Origin of the sequence: Komagataeibacter rhaeticus (assembly GCF_003207855.1) — a bacterium.
Lineage (GTDB): Bacteria > Pseudomonadota > Alphaproteobacteria > Acetobacterales > Acetobacteraceae > Komagataeibacter > Komagataeibacter rhaeticus.
Genome location: NZ_NKTZ01000003.1, coordinates 203,076 through 224,006, shown reverse-complemented (window position 1 = coordinate 224,006; position 20,931 = coordinate 203,076). Strand labels below are relative to the sequence as shown.

Annotated in this window: 21 protein-coding genes; 9 read left to right on the top strand and 12 right to left on the bottom strand. The window is 63.1% G+C overall.

Annotated features, from left to right (window positions below; genetic code table 11):
* Positions 1-107: 107 nt before the first annotated feature.
* Positions 108-722, top strand: a complete 615-nt coding sequence (locus CFR78_RS05210; RefSeq protein WP_034926389.1) for a nitroreductase family protein — start codon at positions 108-110, stop codon at positions 720-722.
* Here CFR78_RS05210 and CFR78_RS05205 read toward each other — a convergent pair.
* From CFR78_RS05205 to katE, 5 genes are all read right to left on the bottom strand, one after another.
* Positions 719-2,323 carry a tetratricopeptide repeat protein gene (locus CFR78_RS05205; protein WP_034926392.1) on the bottom strand — a complete coding sequence of 535 codons (1,605 nt, stop codon included), beginning with the start codon at positions 2,321-2,323 and terminating at the stop codon, positions 719-721. The genes CFR78_RS05210 and CFR78_RS05205 overlap by 4 nt on opposite strands.
* Before the next feature lie 10 nt (positions 2,324-2,333).
* Positions 2,334-2,873 (bottom strand): FAD-binding oxidoreductase, encoded by a 540-nt coding sequence (locus tag CFR78_RS05200; RefSeq protein ID WP_034926395.1) that lies wholly within the window; start codon positions 2,871-2,873, stop codon positions 2,334-2,336.
* A 69-nt stretch (positions 2,874-2,942) separates the two neighbouring features.
* Positions 2,943-3,320 carry a DUF4112 domain-containing protein gene (locus tag CFR78_RS05195; RefSeq protein WP_050800629.1) on the bottom strand — a complete coding sequence of 126 codons (378 nt, stop codon included), beginning with the start codon at positions 3,318-3,320 and terminating at the stop codon, positions 2,943-2,945.
* A gap of 60 nt (positions 3,321-3,380) precedes the next feature.
* A complete protein-coding gene (locus CFR78_RS05190; protein ID WP_007398156.1) occupies positions 3,381-3,698 on the bottom strand; it encodes a SelT/SelW/SelH family protein in 318 nt (105 codons plus the stop codon).
* Positions 3,699-3,782: 84 nt separating this feature from the next.
* Positions 3,783-5,885 (bottom strand): catalase, encoded by a 2,103-nt coding sequence (gene katE, locus CFR78_RS05185; RefSeq protein WP_034926398.1) that lies wholly within the window; start codon positions 5,883-5,885, stop codon positions 3,783-3,785.
* A 197-nt stretch (positions 5,886-6,082) separates the two neighbouring features.
* On the opposite strand from katE, the gene CFR78_RS05180 reads away from it, so the two are divergent.
* From CFR78_RS05180 to CFR78_RS05170, 3 genes are all read left to right on the top strand, one after another.
* Complete coding sequence (locus CFR78_RS05180) at positions 6,083-6,910, top strand: creatininase family protein (RefSeq protein WP_181417491.1); 828 nt, start codon at positions 6,083-6,085, stop codon at positions 6,908-6,910.
* 52 nt (positions 6,911-6,962) lie between these two features.
* A complete protein-coding gene (locus tag CFR78_RS05175) occupies positions 6,963-8,117 on the top strand; it encodes a YVTN family beta-propeller repeat protein (RefSeq protein WP_007398160.1) in 1,155 nt (384 codons plus the stop codon).
* Between the two features lie 127 nt (positions 8,118-8,244).
* A complete protein-coding gene (locus CFR78_RS05170) occupies positions 8,245-8,802 on the top strand; it encodes a methylated-DNA--[protein]-cysteine S-methyltransferase (RefSeq protein ID WP_084149563.1) in 558 nt (185 codons plus the stop codon).
* A gap of 142 nt (positions 8,803-8,944) precedes the next feature.
* Here CFR78_RS05170 and CFR78_RS05165 read toward each other — a convergent pair whose 3' ends face one another.
* On the bottom strand, positions 8,945-9,571 hold the full coding sequence (locus CFR78_RS05165; protein ID WP_034926404.1) for an acetate uptake transporter: 627 nt from the start codon (positions 9,569-9,571) through the stop codon (positions 8,945-8,947).
* Between the two features lie 346 nt (positions 9,572-9,917).
* Here CFR78_RS05165 and CFR78_RS05160 point away from each other — a divergent pair, with 346 nt between their 5' ends.
* From CFR78_RS05160 to CFR78_RS05150, 3 genes are read left to right on the top strand one after another with little or no spacing between them, the layout of a single operon-like run.
* A complete protein-coding gene (locus CFR78_RS05160) occupies positions 9,918-11,522 on the top strand; it encodes a flavin monoamine oxidase family protein (RefSeq protein WP_110581008.1) in 1,605 nt (534 codons plus the stop codon).
* Positions 11,522-11,941 carry a c-type cytochrome gene (locus CFR78_RS05155; protein WP_034926409.1) on the top strand — a complete coding sequence of 140 codons (420 nt, stop codon included), beginning with the start codon at positions 11,522-11,524 and terminating at the stop codon, positions 11,939-11,941. The genes CFR78_RS05160 and CFR78_RS05155 overlap by 1 nt, the downstream gene beginning before the upstream one ends.
* 3 nt (positions 11,942-11,944) lie before the next feature.
* On the top strand, positions 11,945-12,454 hold the full coding sequence (locus CFR78_RS05150; protein WP_007398165.1) for a RidA family protein: 510 nt from the start codon (positions 11,945-11,947) through the stop codon (positions 12,452-12,454).
* Between the two features lie 206 nt (positions 12,455-12,660).
* Here the strand turns inward: CFR78_RS05150 and CFR78_RS05145 are convergent, their stop codons facing one another.
* The 4 genes from CFR78_RS05145 to CFR78_RS05130 all read right to left on the bottom strand — a co-directional run bounded on the left by CFR78_RS05145 (position 12,661) and on the right by CFR78_RS05130 (position 16,301).
* Entirely contained in the window at positions 12,661-13,122 is a 462-nt protein-coding gene (locus CFR78_RS05145; RefSeq protein ID WP_034926412.1) for a c-type cytochrome, read from the bottom strand.
* Between the two features lie 351 nt (positions 13,123-13,473).
* Positions 13,474-13,749 carry a hypothetical protein gene (locus tag CFR78_RS05140; RefSeq protein WP_034926414.1) on the bottom strand — a complete coding sequence of 92 codons (276 nt, stop codon included), beginning with the start codon at positions 13,747-13,749 and terminating at the stop codon, positions 13,474-13,476.
* Between the two features lie 128 nt (positions 13,750-13,877).
* Positions 13,878-14,234, bottom strand: coding sequence for a hypothetical protein (locus CFR78_RS05135; protein WP_007398170.1), 357 nt, complete (start codon positions 14,232-14,234; stop codon positions 13,878-13,880).
* 66 nt (positions 14,235-14,300) lie between these two features.
* On the bottom strand, positions 14,301-16,301 hold the full coding sequence (locus tag CFR78_RS05130; protein ID WP_034926434.1) for an FUSC family protein: 2,001 nt from the start codon (positions 16,299-16,301) through the stop codon (positions 14,301-14,303).
* A 294-nt stretch (positions 16,302-16,595) separates the two neighbouring features.
* Between CFR78_RS05130 and CFR78_RS16565 the strand changes: the two genes are divergently transcribed.
* A complete protein-coding gene (locus tag CFR78_RS16565; RefSeq protein ID WP_007398173.1) occupies positions 16,596-17,621 on the top strand; it encodes a hypothetical protein in 1,026 nt (341 codons plus the stop codon).
* A gap of 63 nt (positions 17,622-17,684) precedes the next feature.
* Here the strand turns inward: CFR78_RS16565 and CFR78_RS05120 are convergent, their stop codons facing one another.
* Both CFR78_RS05120 and CFR78_RS05115 read right to left on the bottom strand, forming a co-directional pair.
* Positions 17,685-19,238, bottom strand: a complete 1,554-nt coding sequence (locus CFR78_RS05120) for a carbohydrate porin (RefSeq protein WP_110581007.1) — start codon at positions 19,236-19,238, stop codon at positions 17,685-17,687.
* A 368-nt stretch (positions 19,239-19,606) separates the two neighbouring features.
* Complete coding sequence (locus CFR78_RS05115) at positions 19,607-20,125, bottom strand: hypothetical protein (protein WP_007398175.1); 519 nt, start codon at positions 20,123-20,125, stop codon at positions 19,607-19,609.
* 169 nt (positions 20,126-20,294) lie between these two features.
* On the opposite strand from CFR78_RS05115, the gene CFR78_RS05110 reads away from it, so the two are divergent.
* Positions 20,295-20,837, top strand: a complete 543-nt coding sequence (locus tag CFR78_RS05110) for an iron transporter (protein ID WP_034926416.1) — start codon at positions 20,295-20,297, stop codon at positions 20,835-20,837.
* Positions 20,838-20,931: the final 94 nt, after the last annotated feature.

Genomic DNA, 20,931 nt, shown 5'->3' with positions numbered 1-20,931 from the left:
CGCCGGTACGGGTGCATGGGGGGACCTGCCGGTGAATACGGTCTTGGCGTACGGCGTCAGTGCGTTATCGTGTGCGCTTTCGTTCCCCTGCCAGAACAGGAATTGCCATGACAGAAGCCCCCCAACGCCAGTCCGACACGCCGGTCGAGCGGCTGATCCTTGATCGCTGGTCCCCGCGCGCCTTCACGCCCGCACCGATAGAGGAAGCGGAACTGCTGGCGTTCCTTGATGCCGGGCGCTGGGCGCCGTCGGCCTATAATTCCCAGCCATGGCGCTTCATCTATGCCCGGCGCGGCACGGCGGACTGGGAGCGTTTCCTGTCGTGGCTGATACCCTTCAACCATGGCTGGGCGCAGAATGCATCGGCCATCGTGTATGTGGCCTCCCATACCGTCATGGGCAGTGACAAGGCCGAGCCGGCCCCCGCACCGACCCATGCCTTTGATGCGGGTGCTGCGGCCGTGCTGGTGCAGCTGCAACTGAGCAGGGCGGGATGGGCCGCGCATCCCGTCAGCGGCTTTGACCATGACCTGGCACGCGCCGGTCTGGAACTGCCCGATGATTACGCGCTGAACGCCGCCATCGTCATTGGCCGGCAGGGAGATGTGGAAAGTCTGCCGGAATACCTGCGCGGGCGGGAAGCCCCTTCCTCACGCAGGCCGCTGGCGGAAGTGGCGTTCGAAGGCCGCTTTCCCGTAGCAGAGGATGAGGACGCGACCTAACCCCGCGCGGGCAGGAGGGAGGGCGGCAGGTCACGTCTGGCCAGCATGCTGCACAGCCGGTGGACGACGTTCTCCCATTCTCCCGCCCGGATCTGGCGGATGATGCGCAGGCCGGGATACCACGGGCTGTCGGTGCGGCCCGAACGCCAGCGCCAGCAGTTGTCAAACCGGTCCAGCAGCAGGACCGGGCAGCCCATGGCCCCGGCCAGGTGCGCGACCGACGTGTCGACCGAGACAACCACGTCCAGGCCCGCAATCAGGGCCGCCGTGTCGTCCATGTCGCGCACGCTTTCCATCGGGTCATACAGGCGCATGCCCGCGGGCACGTCGCGCAACTGCTCGGTGTAGGTGCCCATCTGCAGGCTGACCAGACTTATGCCCGCAATGCCCGCCAGTGGCGCCAGCCTGCGCAGCGGGAGGGAGCGGCGGCGGTCCATGGCAAAGGCGGCCGGTGCATCGGGCCTGCTCGCCCCCCCCCATACCAGCCCCACGCGCAGGTCCGTGCCCATGGGCAGGAAGGGCGCCCACTGGCGCACCAGCGCCGGGTCGGCGCGCAGGTAGGGCACGGGCTGGCCGTCGTGCCCCTGCGTGCGGTGCAGGACATGCGGCAGGCTGAGAAAGGGGCAGTGCCAGTCATGGGGCGGGGGGGCCTGACGCTCGTCCACCACGCGGCGGATGCCGGGCATGCGGCGGATCAGGCCATGCAGCGTATCGGGCGCCTGCACGCTCACGCGCGCGCCCATGCCGGCCAGCACCGGCACGAAGCGCAGCATCATCAGCATGTCACCCAGGCCCCCTTCGCGGGTAATCAGGATGGTCCTGCCGCGCAGGTCCGCATCGGGCGCCAGCACGGGCAGCATCTGCGCTTCGGGCAGGCGCTGCCGGCCGGGCAGGCGTCTGCGCCATTCATATTCGGCCCAGCCTTCCGCCATGCGCCCGGTCTTGAGCAGGGTCAGGGCGTGGTTCAGCCGCAGGCGCGCATCCTCCGGCCGGAGTGACAGCGCATGGCCATGGGCCTGAAGCGCTTCCTCGTTACGGTTCCAAGCCCCCAGCAGGTGGGCCAGGTTGGCGTGGGTCATGGCGCTGTCGGGGTGGTGTTGCAGGATATAGCGCAGCAGGTCGCGCCCGGCCGCGAATTCCCCCTGTTCCATAAGGCACACGGCCATGAGGTTGCCGGTACTCAGCTGCGCGGGTGACAGGGCCAGCCCGTCGGCCAGCACGGCCTGGGCTTCCGCCGTGCGGCCGCGCTGCAGCAGCAGTTCGCCCAGCATGTCATGGGTGCGGATGTCCTGCCCCGCGCGCTGGCGGATGGCGCGCAGGACCGCTTCGGCCTCGTCCACCCGGTCATGGGGCAGCAGCAGGTCCAGCATGTCCTGTGCGGGATGGCGCGCGCCGGGATTGGCCGCAGCCTGGCGGCACAGCAGGCGGGCGGCCTCCTGCACGCGGTTGCAGCCCGCATGCGCATGCGCCAGCAGGATTTCCGCCCGTGGCGAGGCCGGGCAGTTTTCCAGCATGGCGCGGGCATGGGCGAAGCGGCCCAGACGCAGCAGCTGAAGGGCCTGCGCAAGGACGGGGTTGAGCGTGGCGGGGGGCATGGACATGGGGCGGGGATCAGTTCAGGACGGGGGAAAGCAGCTTGCCGGGATTGAGGATATCCAGCGGGTCGGGTGCCCGCTTGATCGCGCCCGTCACATCCAGCGCCGGCGTGCCGTGTGCGGCCTGCATGAATGCCACCTTGCTGCTGCCGAACTCGCCGCTACGTGACCCGCCCAGTGCCTGCGTGCGGCGCACGCTCTGCCGGGTCACGCCCGCTTTCACCCGGCAGTCAAGGTCATCGGCATTGACCTGGAGGATGCGGGTCATGTGCGAGAGGTTGATGCCGATGGTACCCGGTGGCGGCGTGACGTGGCCTTCCAGCGACGTGCCGGCCCCGAACGGCACCACCGGCACGCGACGGGCATGGCACCGGGCCAGGATGGCCGACACTTCCTGTGTGGTGTGGGCGAACGGCATCGCTCCGGGCAGGCTGGCGCGCATCCACCCTTCGCCATGGCCATGCTGCGCACGGATGGACTCGTCAAGGCTGATCCGATCTTCCCCCGGCATGGGGGTAAGGGCCGCAAGGACCTGCTGCAGCGCGGTGGGAGCCATGAGCGTGTTTTCTTCTGCCGGACTGGATGGTAACGGGGGTGGGCAGTTTAGCGGCCATGGCTGCAACGTCTAGGGTACGGTCATGCCAAAATACCGTTCCAGCAATGCCACGTTGCGCAGGTCGGCTTTAAAGGCGGTATCAAACACATCGCCCACGACCGGAACAAGGTCGGCTGCCGTTTCCACCAGTACATTGGCCATCATGCGCGACAGGACCGCGCGGCTGGCCCCCAGTCGCCAGCCTTTCCATATGATGTAGAGCGAGGGGACGAGCATGACCGCCGTGCCGCCCACGGGCAGCAGGCCGACCAGTGTATCCAGCCCCCAGCGTGCCCTGGTGCCGGGAATGCGGAAGGCAGCGTCAAGCAGGGTGGCCAGCCTGCGCAGGCGCGCCATTTCCTGCCGTATGTCGGCAGGCATGGCGGCGGAAGGTGCGAGCGTGTTCATGGACAGGGATATGGGGATGGCGCGGGGGCGGTGCAATCGGCCCCGCTCTGTCGTCCGGTGTCAGTTTTCCCCGGCCGCCGGGGTTTCGCGGTCGAGATGACCCAGGTCGCGCTCTGGCGCGATCACGTCACGTACGCGCTGCTTGAGCGCCTTGGGGCCGGGAAAGCCGCCATCACGCTTTCGCTCCCATACCAGTTCGCTATCCACCGTGATTTCGAAGCGGCCGCCACTGGCGGGAATAAGGGTTACGCTGCCCAGGTCTTCCCCAAATGTGGAAAGCAGTTCCTGCGCCATCCACCCCGCCCGCAGCAGCCAGTTGCAGCGCGTGCAGTACAGGATGGAAACATGCGGGCGGGTAAGGGAAGTGGTATCGGTCATGGTTGCGGTTCTTGCTGTGCTGTCAGGCCGGTGCCTGCCCGGCGTTCCCTATTGTGGCGAGGATGGGCGGCCGGGGGCAAGGGGTCAGACGGCCTGTGCGCGTGTTTCCCGCGCCCACAGGCGAAGGGCGGCGCAGGTCTGGATGAATTCTGCCGCATCCTTTGGCTTTTCCAGCGCGATGACCCCTTCGTCGCGGGCCTTGGGGTGGAGTCCGGCCGCCGCCAGCAGCAGTTCGGCGGCATCGTTATGGGCGATGAACTTGGCGTGGGCATAGGCATCGGCAATGAAGTCGCGCATCGTGGCTTCATGGCGCAGCAGGTTGGCGCCTTCCACCGTGGGCAGCAGGGCCACCGCGTCATACAGCACGGAGGGGCCGCCATTGATTTTCTGCTGTGCCACCAGTTCGTTGCCTGCGCTGTCATGCAGTCCGGCCACGGTGGGGGCGATCAGTTCGGTCGTGGCCCCCACGGCTTCCGCCGCCTTGCGCAGGGCCGCAAGCAGCGTGGCATCCACCCCGTCGGTCACGATAATGCCCAGCCTGCGGCCTTCGAAACTGTCAGGGCCGTTCTTGAGTATGCTGAGTGCAGCGGAGGGGCCAAGCCCCGTCAGTACCGGCCGGGCCGCGGCCGCGGGCTGGGGCAGGGGGGAAAGGCCCAGCCCCCTGGCCACCCCTTCGGCCAGCCCCGGGTCCACATGCAGCAGGTGGCTGACCATGCGCGCGCGGATGGCGGGGGTTTCCACCTTGCTCAGTTCAAACACGAAGGCATCGCGCATATGGGCCTGTTCCACCGGCGTCTGGCTGATGAAGAACTGGCGGGCCTGGCTGTAATGGTCGGCAAAGGATTCGGAACGCTGGCGCAGCTTGGGGCCGGACTGTTCCTGGGCGAAGGAGCGGTATCCCTCCGCGCTCTCACGCGGGCCGCCCGCGGGCTGTGCCCATGAATTGGGTTCGTAATTGGCCCGGCCCCTGGGGTTGTGCATGGCCATGTGGCCATCCTGCTGGAAGTTGTGGAACGGGCACCTGGGCGCGTTTATGGGGATATGGGTGAAATTCGGCCCGCCCAGCCGCTTGGTCTGGGTATCCAGGTACGAGAAGTTGCGCCCCTGCAGCAGCGGGTCATTGGTAAAGTCGATGCCGGGGATGATGTTCTGGGTGCAGAAGGCGACCTGCTCCGTCTCGGCAAAGAAGTTGTCGGGCATGCGGTCCAGTACCAGCCGGCCCACCCGGCGCACGGGCACCAGTTCCTCGGGGATGAGCTTGGTCGGGTCAAGGATGTCAAAGGCAAAGCCATCGGCAAATTCGTCATCGAACAACTGCACGCCCAGTTCCCATTCGGGAAAATTGCCGCTGGTGATGGCCTGCCACAGGTCACGGCGATGGAAATCGGGGTCGGCGCCGTTGATCTTCAGCGCTTCGTTCCATACCACCGATTGCAGGCCCAGCCTCGGTTTCCAGTGGAATTTCACGTAAGTCGAGCGCCCTTCGGCATTGATCAGGCGGAAGGTATGCACGCCAAAGCCTTCCATGAAGCGGAAGGAGCGGGGAATGGCGCGGTCCGACATGGCCCAGCAGACCATGTGCGTGGCTTCGGGCGAGAGGGAGACAAAATCCCAGAAATTGTCATGCGCGGTCTGGGCCTGCGGGAAGTCGCGGTCCGGCGCCTGCTTGGCGGCATGCACGAAATCGGGGAATTTGATGGCATCCTGTATGAAGAATACCGGGATGTTGTTGCCCACCAGGTCCCAGTTGCCCTGCTGTGTATAAAGCTTGACGGCGAAGCCCCGCACATCGCGCACCATGTCGGCCGAACCCTTGTTGCCCGCCACGGTGGAAAACCGCACGAAGGCGGGTGTGCGTTCGCCCACCCTGCCGAAGATATCGGCCCTGCACACGTCGGCCAGGCTGTCGGTCAGTTCGAAATAGCCATGCGCGCCATAGCCACGGGCATGGACCACGCGCTCGGGGATGCGTTCATGGTCGAAGTGGAAGATCTTCTCGCGGAAGTGGAAGTCCTCCAGCAGCGCCGGGCCGCCCGGCCCCACGCGCAGGGTGTTCTGGTCATCCGATATGGCCAGCCCCTGCTGGGTAGTCATGACCGGGGTCTCGCCACCTGCGGTCTGGTGGGTTTCGCCGCCCTTGCCCGTATGCGTCGCCGGAGATCGGGAAGGGTGTGCTGTCTTTGTCATGGGGCGCTCGCATGTTCATGCCGGCTGTCTGGAAAACCGGGAGTTGAGGGGATGCGCCTGTCAAACGGGCCGGGCCGGGCATGGTTTCATGCCTTTACCCCGGCCGGTGCGCAGGGGGCGTGACACGGTGGTTGCCAAGCGTGCGGGCGCAGGGCACACGGGAGCACGCTCACACGCTTTGGGGGATGCCCGCGTTCATGTCCAGATTGACAGGTTTTCTGGCCACCGGCCTGCTTGCATGCGCCATGGCGGCAGCCGCCCCCGCCCGTGCCGCCACGCCCGATACGGTCGATTTCGCGGCGCTGACATGGACCGAAATCCGCGATGCGCTGCGTGGCGGGGAGACCTCCATCATCATACCCGTGGGCGGCACGGAGCAGAGCGGCCCCTATATCGCGGTGGGCAAGCATGACGTACGCGCCATGATCCTGGCCCGCCGCATTGCCCGGCAGGCCGGGCACGCGCTTGTGGCCCCCGTCATCGCCTATGTGCCCGAAGGGGGGACGTCGCCGCGCACGTCGCACATGCGTTTTCCCGGCACGATCAGTATCACCCCCGCCACGTTCCGCGCGTTGCTGGCCGATGCGGCGGAGAGCTTCCGCGTGCAGGGTTTCAGCCGGGTGGTGCTGATCGGGGACCATGGCGGCTACCAGAAGGACCTGCGCGCGGTGGCCGACCTGCTGAACCGGCGCTGGCGGGGGCTGGGGGCGCATGTGCTCTACATTCCCGCCTATTATGACGTGGTGCCCGGCGCCTATGCCACATGGCTGCGCAACCATGGCCACGCGGCCGAGGTGGGCATGCATGCCGACCTGTCGGACACATCGCTCATGCTGGCGCTGGACCCCGCACTGGTGCGCGCGCAGGCGCTGGCTACGGCCCCCCTGCCCACACCGGCGCAGGGCGTGTATGGCGGCGACCCGCGCCGTGCCGATGCGGCCCTGGGGCAGGTGGGGGCGAACATGCAGGTCAGCGCCGCAGTGGCGGCCATGCAACATGACCCAACAGGACAGGAAATGCCCTGATTGCATGGTCCGTACAGCGTGCTATAGGGGCGGCGAGGAACAGGATCACACTATGATACACAACAGAAAACTGCCGGTTCTGGGGCTTGGCGCGCTTCTTGCGCTGGGTGGCGGCGCCCTGGCCCAGAGCGTGGACACCATCCCCGGAATGCCGCCCGTGGTGGACCCCCACAACATCTATTCCGAGACCGGGGCGAACCACCTCAACCCCGAGGTGGCCAGGGACCCGGCGCGCATCTACGTGCCCAACCTGCGTTCGAACAATGTGTATGTGATCGACCCGCAGACCTATACCGTCGTCTCGCGCTTCAAGGTTGGCAAAAGCCCGCAGCATGTCGTGCCGTCATGGGACCTGCGCACGCTGTGGGTGACCAATAATGCCGAAGGCACGACCAACGGCACGCTGACCCCCATCGACCCGCGCACGACACAGCCGCTGGCCGATGTGGCGGTGGATGACCCCTACAACATGTATTTCACCCCCGATGGCCAGTCCGCCATAACGGTGGCCGAAGCGCGCCAGCGGCTTGACTTCCGTGACCCGCATACCATGGAACTGCAGGGTTCGGTGTCCGTGCCGCAGTGCAAGGGCGTCAATCATGCCGATTTCTCGATTGACGGGCGCTATGCCATCTTCACCTGTGAATTCGGCGGCTATCTGGCCAAGGTGGATACCGTCAACCGCAAGGTGATGGGCTATCTCAAGCTGTCGGGCGGTGGCATGCCGCAGGATATCCTGACCGCGCCGGACGGACATAAATTCTACGTGGCCGACATGCATGCCGATGGCGTGTTCGTGATTGATGGCGACACGTTCCGTGAGACCGGATTCATTCCCACCGGCATCGGCACCCATGGCCTGTATCCCAGCCGCGACGGCACGAAAATGTATGTCGCCAACCGGGGTTCACACAAGATCCATGGCACACCGCACAGCAAGGCGGGTGGCGTAAGCGTGATCGATTTTGCAACCGACAGGGTCGTGGCCAACTGGCCCATTCCCGGCGGTGGCAGCCCCGACATGGGCAATGTCAGCAATGACGGGAAAACGCTGTGGCTTTCCGGCCGGTTTGATGACGTGGTCTATGCCATCGACACCACAACGGGCGCCACCCGCATCATTCCCGTCGGGCTGGAACCGCACGGGCTGACCGTATGGCCCCAGCCGGGTCGGTACTCCATCGGCCATACCGGCATCCTGCGCTAGGGGCGGGGCCTTCCGGCCCATGTGGGGCGTGACCCTTGAAATATCGCAGGGCCGGCCATGATATGACTGTATCATGGCCGCGCCGTGCGACAGGCTGCGGCTAACGGACAGGAAGGAAACTTGAGCCATGGGGCAGGTGCAGTCACACACGGCAACCGGTCATGCAGCAATGCGTGTGGCCATTGGCCGCTCCGACCTGGGTTTCATGCTTGTGGCGCTGAGCGGCAGGGGGCTTGCCGCCCTTATGCTTGATGATGATGCCGGCGCCCTTCAGCAGGGTGCGGAACAGTTGTTTCCTGCAGCCCGGCTGGTGCATGACGATATGGACATGAACCGCTGCATGGATGCGGCACGGGCGTGCGTTGATGCGCCATGGCAGCCGTTCGGCCTGCCGCTTGACCTGCGGGGCACGGCCTTCCAGCAGCAGGTGTGGCAGGCATTGCAGGCCATTCCGTATGGTACCACCCTGTCCTATGCCGGGCTTGCGGCGCGGATTGGCAGGCCGGGCGCGGCGCGTGCCGTGGCCGGGGCCTGCGCGGCGAACCGGCTGGCGGTTGTCATACCCTGCCACCGTATCATCGGCCGCGATGGCAGCCTGTCGGGTTACAGGTGGGGCACGCACCGTAAGCAGCGCCTGCTGGAAATGGAGCGGGCGGCCCGGCTGGAGCAGGCTGGTGCCGCATGACCTGCGCGCTTATTCTTGAAATCAGGACCCGGTCAAGAAATAAAAGTCTTTAAGTGCCGCCTTTTTGAAAGGCGGCATCATGATGTGCAAATCATAGCACGGGCAGACGCCTGAAAATGGTCTGCGCGCCCGCCCGGTCCGTTCAGGACATATGCACCACCAGGTCGTCCTTGTGCAGCGGTTCCGCATGGGGCAGTCCGATGGGCAGGAAGGTATGGCCGAACTGGGCTGCAAAAATCTCGGCGGCGGCCAGATAGATTGCGCTCAGCCCGCACAGCAGCCCTTCATACCCGGCAATCACGTTCAGCAGGGGTTGCCCGAACATTTCCGCACTGCCCAGCAGGGCGAAAAGCAGGACCAGACTGAAGAACACAACCTGATGCGCGCGTGACGCGGCAAGCGTGCCAACCGCCATGATGGCGGTAAACAGTCCCCACATCCACAGGTAACTGCCCAGCAGGGCGGGCGACGACGCCGGTGCCAGCCCCCAGTGTGGCAGGAACAGCAGCACGACCAGTGATATCCAGAACGCGCCATAGGCCATGAAGGCGGTCATGCCGAAGGTGTTGCCGCTGGCGTATTCCAGCAGCCCGGCCACAAACTGGGTCAGGCCACCAAAGACCAGCCCCATGGCCAGGATCGCCCCGCCCATCGGGACAAGCTGGGCATTATGCAGGTTAAGCAGTACGGTCGTCATGCCAAATCCCATAAGGCCCAGCGGGGCAGGGTTGGCGGCGGTGTCGTGACCCATGCGGGTGTTCCGTTCCATCAGAAGTGAATTATGACAAACTATGTCAGGCAGATGGGGCGCGGCTATTAAAATCCGGCTTAGACTTTGCCGCCCTGCCGGGGATACGATCGGGTATGGCGGTTCCTTGTTTGCGGGAACCGGGGTGTTCTGCATGAAATTGTCTCTGTCAATAATGTTTTTTATAAGTAAAGAATAGAAAATAGCGTGGAAGAGTAGAAACAAAGCGCAACATAGGAAAGACATAACTGTTGCATAAAAGCAACAATTATTAGGGCGGATATGAATTGCCGGGCGTGGATATGGTGAAGCTGATAATTGCTGTTAAGGTAGTCCCCTGTTTCCGTTGATTGCTTGGGGTCCATTAATGACAAACGCCCATCCGCGCACGGTACCTACGCGCAGGCAGCTCCTGACCCGTATCGGCATACTGGCCGGTAGTGGCGCCCTGTATCAGGCGATGACAGCCATGGGCCACGCACAGGGCACGGATTTCACGGCGCCGCCCGTCCTGTCGGGGGTGAAGCCGGGCACCCGTGTCCTGGTGCTGGGGGCCGGGCTTGCGGGCATGCTGTCCGCCTATGAACTGCGCAAGGCGGGCTATCATGTGCAGGTGCTGGAGTTCCAGAACCGCAGCGGTGGCCGCAACATCAGCCTGCGTGGTGGCGATACGGTGACCGAACTGGGCGGTGCCACGCAGAAGGTGGGCTTCGCACCCGGCAACTACATCAATCCCGGCCCCTGGCGCATTCCCTATCACCATCAGGGCCTGCTGCATTACTGCCGTGAATTTGGCGTGGCCCTTGAGCCGTTTATCGAGCTTAATCACAACACATGGCTGCATTCTTCCGAAGCCTTTGGGGGCAGGCCGGTGCGCTACCGTGAACTGTCGGCCGATTTCAACGGATTCACGGCGGAACTGCTGGCCAAGGCCATTGATCAGCACAGGCTTGATGATGCCGTCTCAGCCGAGGAGCGTGAATACCTGCGTACCGCCATGCAGGAATGGGGCCGCCTTGACGCGGGCCTGTCCTATGGCAAAGGCGCGCTCAGTTCCGGCATGCGCGGCTATGACCGGGCGCCCGGCGGGGGACCGGACGGCGCGCCCACCTTCTCGACGCCCTTCGCGCGCAAGGATGTCATGCGCTCGGGGCTGTGGACATGGCTGGCCTTTCACCAGCGGATGGACATGCAGACAACCATGTTCCAGCCCGTGGGGGGCATGGACATGATCGGCAAGGGGTTCAACCGGCAGGTGCATGACCTGATCACCCTGAACTGCAAGGTCACGGCCATCCATCAGGATGACCGCGGGGTGCGCGTGACCTATAACGACATGGGCCATGGCGGCGTGGTGCGCGAGGCGCAGGCCGATTACTGTGTCTGCACCATTCCGCTGCCCGTGCTCTCGCAGCTTGACGTGCAGGTCGGTGCGGCGCTCAGGGCCGCGATCATGGCGGTGCCTTATGTCTCCTCGGTCAAGATGGGGCTGGAGTTCCGGCGGCGCTTCTGGGAGGAAGATGAACAGATCTATGGCGGCATCAGCTTTACCGACCAGCAGATCAACCAGATATCCTATCCCAGCAACGGTTTTTTCTCCCGCGGGCCGGGGGTGCTGCTGGGGGGCTACATGTTTGGTCCCGCCGCCTATGATTTCGCGGGCATGACCCCGGCCGAGCGGCTGGAACACGCCCTGGCGCAGGGGGAGGTGCTTCATCCCAAGCAGTATCGCAAGGAGTTTTCCAATGGCGTCAGTTTTGCCTGGAGCCGGGTGCCGTGGAGCCTGGGCTGCTGTTCGATGTGGCATGAACAGGCCCGCAAGACCCATTACAAGGCCCTGTGTGCCATGGATAACAGGGTCGTACTGGCGGGTGAGCATGCATCCTATGTAGGCTGCTGGCAGGAGGGGGCGATCCTCTCGGCGCTGGCCGCCATAACCCAGCTGCACAAGCGCGCGCAGGGAGTCGGCTGATGCGCAGGTTCCTTTTCACATACACCCTTGCGGTGCTGCCATGGCTTGCCTGCGCCGCCCCGGCCACGGCGGATACGGCCGGTTTTTCCAGCCATGTCCAGCCCCTGTCCAGTGGTGAGGACGTGTACCGCCACGTCTGCCAGAGCTGCCACATGCCCGATGCCAGGGGGGCGGTGGGCGCGGGGGCGCAGTTTCCGGCACTGGCCGGCAACCCCAAGCTGCAGAGCGGCGCCTACCCGGTCTATGTCATCCTGAACGGGTTTGGCGGCATGCCCTGGTTTGCGGGCGTGCTGGATGATACCCAGATTGCCAATGTCGTGAATTATGTCCGCACCCATTTTGGCAACCATTATACCGATGCGGTAACCCCGGCCGATGTCGCGGCCCAGCATCCCGCCGTCATACCCCAGGAGGAGTAGGAAATGTTGCAAATCAGGAAGATCCTTGCCGTCGCTTCAGTCATGACCGGCATGGCCGGTGTGCTGCCGGCCTGTGCCGATACGGGCATCATGCGCTACCCGGAAGACAAATTCCCCATCTCCACCGCAATCGAGGTGCCGGCGGGGTCATCCACGATCTATGTCAGTGGCATGGGCGCGCCGATCAGGGACAAGAAGGCCGATCCGCACAGCATTGCCGCCTATGGGGATACGCAGGCACAGACCTATGCCGTGCTGGAACATATTCAGGACATCCTGAAAAAGCGGGGGCTGGGCCTGGGGGATGTGGTGCAGATGCACATCTTCATGGCACCGGACCCCAAGCTGGGTGATATCGATTTTGACGGGATGATGAAGGCCTATACCCATTTCTATGGCACGGCCACGCAGCCCAACCTGCCGGTCCGTTCCGCCTTTGGCGTGGCGCACCTGCATAATCCGGGCTGGCTGGTCGAGATCGAGGTCATCGCCGCGCGTGCGCCCGGCAAGTAATCATGACCTGCCCATGCGGGATGGCCACAGGAAAGGGAGCGGAGCATCGCTCCCTTTTTTGGTCAGAACAGGCCGCGACTGAACAGAAATTTCTGGCAAGGATTTTTTAAAAGCTTTCGGGACTGCCGCCCTTTTTTAAAAAAGGCGGCAGCCCGAGAACCTTTGTTTTCATCCATCAACGGACTGCCTTGCAGGCCCCATCAGGATCAGGGAAGCGGGTGCTGGGCATCCAGTGCCTTGCGCTTTTCCGCCACGGTTGTCGGGGTGAGCGCCTCCGCGCGTTCGGCGGCAATGTCGGCCGGGGTGAACAGGGTAGCATCCGGCCCCGCAGGCAGGCCCGCAACATGGTTCAGGATCGCGGCGATCTGGTCATCGGGCAGGGTCTTGAAGGAAGGCATGAACCCGGCATAGTCGTTGCCCTGCGCGGTGATGGACCCCATAAGCCCGTTCAGCGCCACGGCAATCACATATTTCCTGCCATCCGGTGTCGCGGCAATCTTGTCGATACGTCCGGCCAGCGGCGGGAACTGACCCGGCAGGCCCTGTCCGCTGGCCTGGTGGCAGACACTGCAGTTGGACTGGAATAACGCCGCGCCATCCGCCGCCATGGCCGGACCTGCGTAAATGGGCAGGCCGAACAGTGCGGCAAGGAGGAGTCTTTTCTTCATAAATCTTTTCCCGTCATCTCGTGTCTGGCTGGCGGGAGGAAAGCCGTCGGCAACTGCCACCGGCATCCCATCATGAAGAATATCCGGCCCCCTTCATGCAGGCCCGCCCCATGGCAGGGCAGGATATGTCTGTTCCGGCTGCCGGCCAATCCCCTTTCCCATGGGCGTATTGCAGGCAGGACATAAAAAAAGCGTCCCGCCAGCCAGCGGGACGCCAAGTTTAGGGATTGGGAGACGTTGTGGTGTCACGAGATCCACATCCCATTAACTCCACTCATGGATAATAGTTTTATTAAATCCGGATTAATCTGAAAAATATTCCACCTGCCCCGAAGGCGCCGGCCGAGCCGGTCAGGCACCATGCAGCAGAAGCTGTCGCTGGACAAAGGGCAGCATGACCCCGATGCTCAGCAGGCCCAGTAAAATGGTCATTCCGGTAAAGGTTGCCACATGATGGGGGTAATCTTCCGTATACAGCAGGCCGCAGACCCAGAAGATCACGGCTTCGACCGCAAGGCTTACGCCGATGACAGGCTGATGGAAAAATGGCCCCGCCAGCCACCATGCCAGCGCGCACGGCACGGCCAGTGCCATGTTCGATCGGGTCAGGAAAAGAAGTACGTGCATGTCTGTCCGGAGCCGTGGCGGGAAGGGGCATTGCGCCCGGTCATCCATGCCCGCTCCCGCCGCCTGCGGGTGGCAGGCATACGGCCCGCCAGGCGTGGTGCCTGAGCGGGCCGTCCTGTCACGCCGCCCTAGTGGGCGGAAACCGGCGCGGCCTGCGCGGGGGTCGTGGCATCGGTTGCCATCTTGCCCGGGGTTGTCGAATGCTCGACATCATAGGCCGTCGCCTTTTCCAGGTAGGTACCCTTGGAACCGGGATGTTCCTGATCGTACAGGGCGGCCTTTGCCTTGGCTTCCTTGCGGTATTCATGGCGTTTGTACATGCCGGTCACGCAGCCTGCGGCGGCACCCAGCACGCTATGGTGACCGGCCACATGGCCACCCACGGCGCCCACGGCACCGTATTTGATGCAGCCGCCGGGTTCGGCGCTGGCTGCTGTCGCACATGTGATGGAGGCCACGGCCGCCAGCAGGGCTATCTTACGCATTCGGTCATTCCTTTTTGTGGATGAATGAGGTCAGGTTTCAAGGGATATCCGATGGGACATACTTTGTCACCTTCCCCCTGTCGCGGGACCGGGCTTTTCGTGCAGGCTGGCCGCGATGACGGTCAGGCAGGCAATGACCTCCCCCAGCAGCGCATGATCCGCCGCATCGGTGTGATGGGCCTGTTCATGGTGTGCCCAGGCCAGTACATGCGCCACGGCGGGGCTGGCCTGGCCTTTTTGCCAGCGCGCCAGGAAAAGGGCCACGACACGTCGCGTGCGCGGTGGAAGCCGGCCCACGCGCAGCAACTCGCGCAGGCGGATGATGTATATGCCCACCGTCATGTCGGAAATCTGCCGGGTCAGGCAGGTGCTCAGCACCTGCGGGGGCAGGGCGGTGGCATGGAAGAGAATGCGTACAAGGCTTGCCGCACAGGCCGACAGCCAGGCCGGGGCGTCCGTGCGGGCCTGCAGGCGGGCCAGATTGCGCAGCCGCTGGCCAATCCATGCCGTGGTGCGGCGGATGTGCACATCCAGCCGGAAGGGAATGACCACGCGGTAGGTCAGCAGGACAAAGACGATACTGCCCAGGAATGCCAGTATGTTGTTGAGGAAGGCCACCTCGTCATACCGCCCCGTGTTCATCGGTCCGATCAGCACCGGCAGGAACATGTTGAAGGAGAAGGCATACCCCGCCAGTTCCGGCCTGCGCGCGGCAAGGCCGCCCACGGTCATGGGAACCACAAGCGCCATGAGCAGGATTTCAGGCGCGGTAATGGCCGGTATGACCCACAGCGCCAGTACGGCTGCGGTTGCCGCGCACCATAATCCCCCCTTGAGGAAGGGTGTGGTGGCCACCAGCGGATTCTCGCGTGTTGCCATCAGCCCATAGATAAGGGCCACGAACGAGATGAAGGCAGGCCCGTGGTGCCAGGCCGTGATCTCCCATATCCACCATGCCCCCGTTATGGCGGCGGCGGCGCGGATGCCGTTGTTCACCGCTTCGCGCACATGGCGGCGTGATGTCAGGCTGAAGCGGAACCTGTCATGATGCGGGGCGGTGGCGCAGGCGGCCATTTCCTGCGTTACAACCAGTATCTCGGCCAGCAGGGCCGTGGTAATCGGCCGCCATGTCGGCTGATCCGCCTGACCGGGGCCTATGTCCTGTTCCAGCCATGCCGCAAGTGCCTGCCCGGGTGGCGGACCATCAGGACAGGGGGGCGGCTGCATGGGGGGATGGAGGATCTGCAGTGCGCGGGCATGGGCCAGCATGACCAGCATGCCCGCCAGCGCCCGCCGGGCGTGATCGCCCACATGGTTGCGCGGCCCCAGTTCCAGGGCGCTGAATTCGATCTGTCCGCTGAAGGCCACGATCCGCCTGAGCAGCGTACTGGTCAGCGCCTGCTGTTCCGGTCCCGCCGCCATGCATAGCTGGCGGGTGATGGTGGTGCATGTGGCCTGAAAGGTTTCATCCAGCCGCCCCAGCAGCCGGGTGCGGGCCTGTTCGACAATGCGCGGCATGAATAGCACGGCCAGGACCGCTTCGCACAGGACGCCCAGTATGATGTAGCTGCTGCGGGCCACGCTGACGGCAAAGACATCATCGGGCTGGGCGATGGCGCCGGTGGCGATGATGGCGGAAGTAAACCCCGTCAGTACCAGCCCGTAGGCGCGGTACTGGTCCAGCAGGGTGGCCAATGCGCAGCATAGTCCGATCCACAGTGCGAGCGCGCAGAAAAACAGGCCCGGCGCCTGCGGAAAAGCCGCCATGAGCGCCATGGCGGCAACGCTGCCCACCAGCGTACCCACGATGCGCCAGCGTGCCTTGGACAGGCTTTCCCCGCGTGAGGACTGGGCAACCACCCAGACCGTAAGCGGTGCCCATTGCGGGCTGTCCAGTTCCATCCACATGGCGATGAGCAGCGATATGATGGCCGCAAGTGACGTGCGCAGCGCAAAGGCCAGGTCAGGGAGCGATGGCGCATAGATCCATGAAAACCGTCTGACCTGGCGCAGCAGCCCGGCTACGGGCTGCCCGGACAGGGGAAAGGCCGCGCTCTGTCCGCCCATGGTGCTGTATCCCCGCATCGTGTTCCGGTCCTGCTGGCCCGATGGGCCGCAACAGGCGCGGAACATGGGGGCAGAACGGAAAAAGGGTCCAATCGTTTGTCATGATCTGTTGATAAACGGTATTTATGATGGAGGGGCTGCGTGGCTTTATTCAGAAAGCGGGCACCGGGAGCGGCAGTGGAATTTCATGCCGCCTCATGGTTGCGCCATGATGGAAACGCCTTATCATGACTGGCATTTGGAGCTTGCGGGTCTGTGCCGACACATAGGAAAAGCCCATGGCATCATTGCTGTGTGGTATTTTTGACAACCGTGTTGCTGGCAGGCGGCGGTCTCTACCTTTTCATCATCCTGATTGACCCATGGGGCGGGTTGCCGCTTTCCCTGCCCCTGCACCGGCTGCCCGTAACCAGCAATGCGCGCTTTACCATGCCGATGCTGGCCCTGAACCACAGGTTTGATTCCGTCATGCTTGGCACATCCACCGGCCGCCTTATGCAGCCCGCCGTTCTGGATGGTCCGCTTGGGGCGCACTTCCTCAATATGGCCATGAACAATGCCCAGCCGCATGAACAGTACCGGCTGCTGCGTGAATTCCTGCGCCATCATGCCAGTCCCAAGGTCCTGATGGTGGATATGGACCGTTCATGGTGCCTGTATGGACCCAAACAGGTTCCGCTGAACCGCGAGCCCTGGCCGGAGTGGATCTATCACGGCTCGCCATGGCTGGGTTACCTGCATATGGCCAGCCTGTATGCGTTGCAGGAAGCCGGCAATGAATTCATGCTGCAACTGGGCATGCGGCACGACCATTACGGCGAGGACGGATATACGAACTTCGTGGGGGCGGACAGCGATTATACGCGGGCGCGGGTGGACCGGATATTCGCGGCATGGGGGCCGGACCGCATGCGTCCACCCCCGACCCCGGTCGAAGCGGCCCCGGCCATGCGGGAATACCTGCCCCTTGTCCTTCAGGCCGTGCCGGAAACGACATTCCGCATTCTGTGGTTTCCCCCCGTGCAGGCAATCCGGCATAATCCGCAGGGTTCAATGTATGACAGCATGGTTGAAGCCTGCCATCGTTACGTGGCGTCCATCGCGGCGGAGACCCCCAATACGCTGGTACTGGACTTTGATATCCCTGGCCCCATCGTCGATAATCGTGACCTGTTCTGGGACCCTGTCCATTACCGGCTGATGACCGCTGCACGGATCATGCACGATATCATCATGGCGGTGTCAGACAGGAATGCCAGATCACCCGACTATGCCATCCTGTCACATCAGGCCAAAGAAATTTCAGGAAAAACGGAATAGTATAGGGATGTATTTAAAAAACAGAAGTTATGTAAAAATAAAATCCTTCCTGGATGCCGCGTTCTAGAATGTTATGCTGCTGTGCAGGCCAAAGACGGCTTCATTGCCCACGCGGCGCAGCCCGGTCCAGTCGGCAACACCGCCCGAAGGGTGCCATATGTACTGGAAATCAGGCTGCATCACCATCCATGGCGTGACCTGGGCCTGATAGGTCAGTTCAAGATGATTTTCATTGCCCTGCACATAGGACCCGCTGTCGCGGTCAAACTGGCGCTGCCCGGAACTGGCGCGCCCGATGCCCCAGCCCAGACCGAGCGTGTCGTTGTCACGGCCCCTGAAGGGGGCCTTGAGGTTGATGCCCGCATCAACGGCAAAGCTGATCATGTTGCGGTCACCGCTATTTCCTGTTGCACGGGCAAATATGCCAACCGAACGGGCCGATCTGATCGAAGGCCGCCAGATCATCTGGTCAATGATGCCGTAAACCATCCAGTTGCCCCGGTCCCAGCGCGGGGTCAGGTCGCTTTCCGTGCTGTCGGGATTGACTGATGCCGCGCCGAGCGAACCGCCGTTGCGGTTGTAGCGGTAATCAGCGAATTTGGCCGTATCGTAGTATCCACCCAGTTTATACACACCCGGCAGGCCCGGGTTCTTGGTCACGTTGCTCATGTCGGCGGGCTGGGGGTTGAGTGCGTACTGCAGTTCGGTAATCAGCAGCGCGCCGGTACCCATGTTGAAGTTCGTGCCATTGGCGCCGTCATAGGTCTGGCTGGTCGGGTCTGAATTATAGCCGCTGACCGATCCGGTAGCCTGCTGGATGGGGGTGGAATTGTAGCGGTTGCCCGGCGGGTTGTCGTCGGCCGCGGCAAACATGAAGGTAAACTTCTCGCTGGGGCGGTAGTGTATGCGGATGGCGGGGGAGGCAAGTGGCCAGGACGGCCCGCCACCATACAGGTTGACCGAGGGGGCCATGGGCCAGCCGAAATTGGCGTTAAGGTAAAGGGAGGCGTAATCGCTGATCAGGAATTCGGTATCAAGATCCTGCTGGCCGATCTTGACGTCCAGCGTGCCTTTCAGGAAGGACTGCTGGTACCACAGTTCGAACAGGCGGGTGGAGCGGTCGGCCTCGAACCCGCTTACGGGGTTGAAGTTGGCCAGATGGTCCTGCGAGATCGAACGCCCGCGTGTCTGCAGCGCGCTGACATTGAACAGCCCGCCCTTCAGCCCGAACAGCTTTTCGGTATCAATGGTCAGCGTGGGCATGGTCACGCCATCATAGGCGGGGCCGGTGCCGGAGCCACCCGCGCCATCATTGCCCGAGGCCGACCCGCCGGTCCCGTTGCCCCATACTTCATCCACTTCCTGAATGTCGAAGGTAATGCCGTGCTTGTACAGCCACGGCCGTGCCCCCCACATGTTGCCCAGCAGGTTGCCACTGGTATCCAGCTTGTCCCCGTCGCCTGCGGCCTTTTCCTCGACATCGGCCTGCGCGCGTTCGGAATCCCGCACGGTGGCCGGATCGATCTGCTGGATCAGCGGGGTGGAATTGCCCAGGCGGGCGCGGTCTTCCTCAATCTGGGTCTGGGCCATGCCGGATGTGGAAAAGATCAGCCCCATGCCCAAGGCACACGACGCGGCACACAGGCCCTGACGGCACATGCTTCCATGCGGGGTATGGAAAGGGGGCACGAAACGGCTTGGTCCCGCCAGAATACGTTTTGTGAGAATGGAATGGGTCATCAGGTCCGCCCGTGCCATGAGTTGATATTAATAATAACTCTCAATTGCACTGACTGTCGAAACCCGTCAATCGCTGTTTCCATGCATATATGGCGACCCAGATGCCATGTTACAGCATATTTCACATCCGCCGGTGGGTGCCGCATGCGGATCAGGCCCTGCAATCCAGGTGGCTGCGAATGTGGTGCACCGGCAGCACCAGACGTGACCCGCGGGCCGGGTGGCGGCCGTGCGGGCCTGCCGGTTCAGCGCAGGAATACTTTCGGCACGCCCTCACTATTCAGGCATGACATCACCATGACGCCAATCCACAGGCATAGCGAGAGACAGGCACCGGTCTGACCATGCAGGGTGGGGGCCGCATCACCCCGCAATACGGACAGGTACACCGAGCGGTGGCACCACCACGCATTGAGCAGGGCAAGGGTGATCAGCAGCAGCTTGGGGGTAAGATATGCCCGGCTGCCAATATGCACCGGATCGTAAAGGAACAGGATCACGCCGGTAACCATGGCGATGGCCAGATTGACATGCAGCGGGCGCACCATGAGTTGCGCCGTGGGCGCGATCCTGCCTGCCATGCGCCGGTTGAGTATGCCGAAATCAAACAGCATATCCATGCCAAAGAACAGGGCCATGCTGATGATATGGACAATACGGATCAGGTAATGCACCGGCTGCAGCCAGAAATGCAGCATCCGGCTGTCCAGCGCGACAAGAACTTCATACGGCAGCCGCATAAAGGCTAAGGGGTGGCTGATCATGGCGGGCGCTCTCCGTTACATCGGACAGGGACATACCATCTGTTGACAGTGATAACAATTATCATTATCAGGCTTTGCGGAACCCGCCGGAAGGGAATCTGTCACCGGGATCATGGCGTTACCGTAACCAGAAAATAAAATAGATGCCCTGGCCCCGGAGCATGGAAACATGGAAACATTCAACATGAATAAAAAGCATATCATTCTGGCTTTTCTTGCGGTGGCCCTGCCGGCCGGTGCCACGGCCGCGCAGGCGCGCGAATACCCGATTGGCGGCCCCGTGCAGGCCCATGACATGGAAATTGCATCCAGTTACCTGACGGACATCATGCTTGCCCCCATGCCCGCGGGCATGACGGACAATACAAAGCCCGACACCATTCATCTTGAAACCGATGTCCACGCCACGGCGGACAACGTATGGGGGTATCCTGATGGCGCATGGGTGCCCTATCTTGATATCGGCTATGTCCTGACCAAGGATGGCACTGCCTGGAAGGCTGAAGGCAGGATGCATTTCATGACCGCCAAGGACGGCCCGCATTATGCCGATAACGTGCAGATGAACGGCCCTGGCCGCTATACGGTCGTCCTGACCTATTCCTCGCCCGAGCAGAACGGCTTCCTGCATCATGTGGACAAGGAAACCGGCACGCCGGGTTTCTGGCAGCCCTTTAGCGAGAAATTCAACTTCGCCTATCCGCAGAAATGATTTTCCGCCACGCGGCATGACATGAAGGAATGCATGCCGCATGGTTGGCGCATGCCTCAATGCAATGTGGGCATGACAGCCGTGTGCGGGGCGG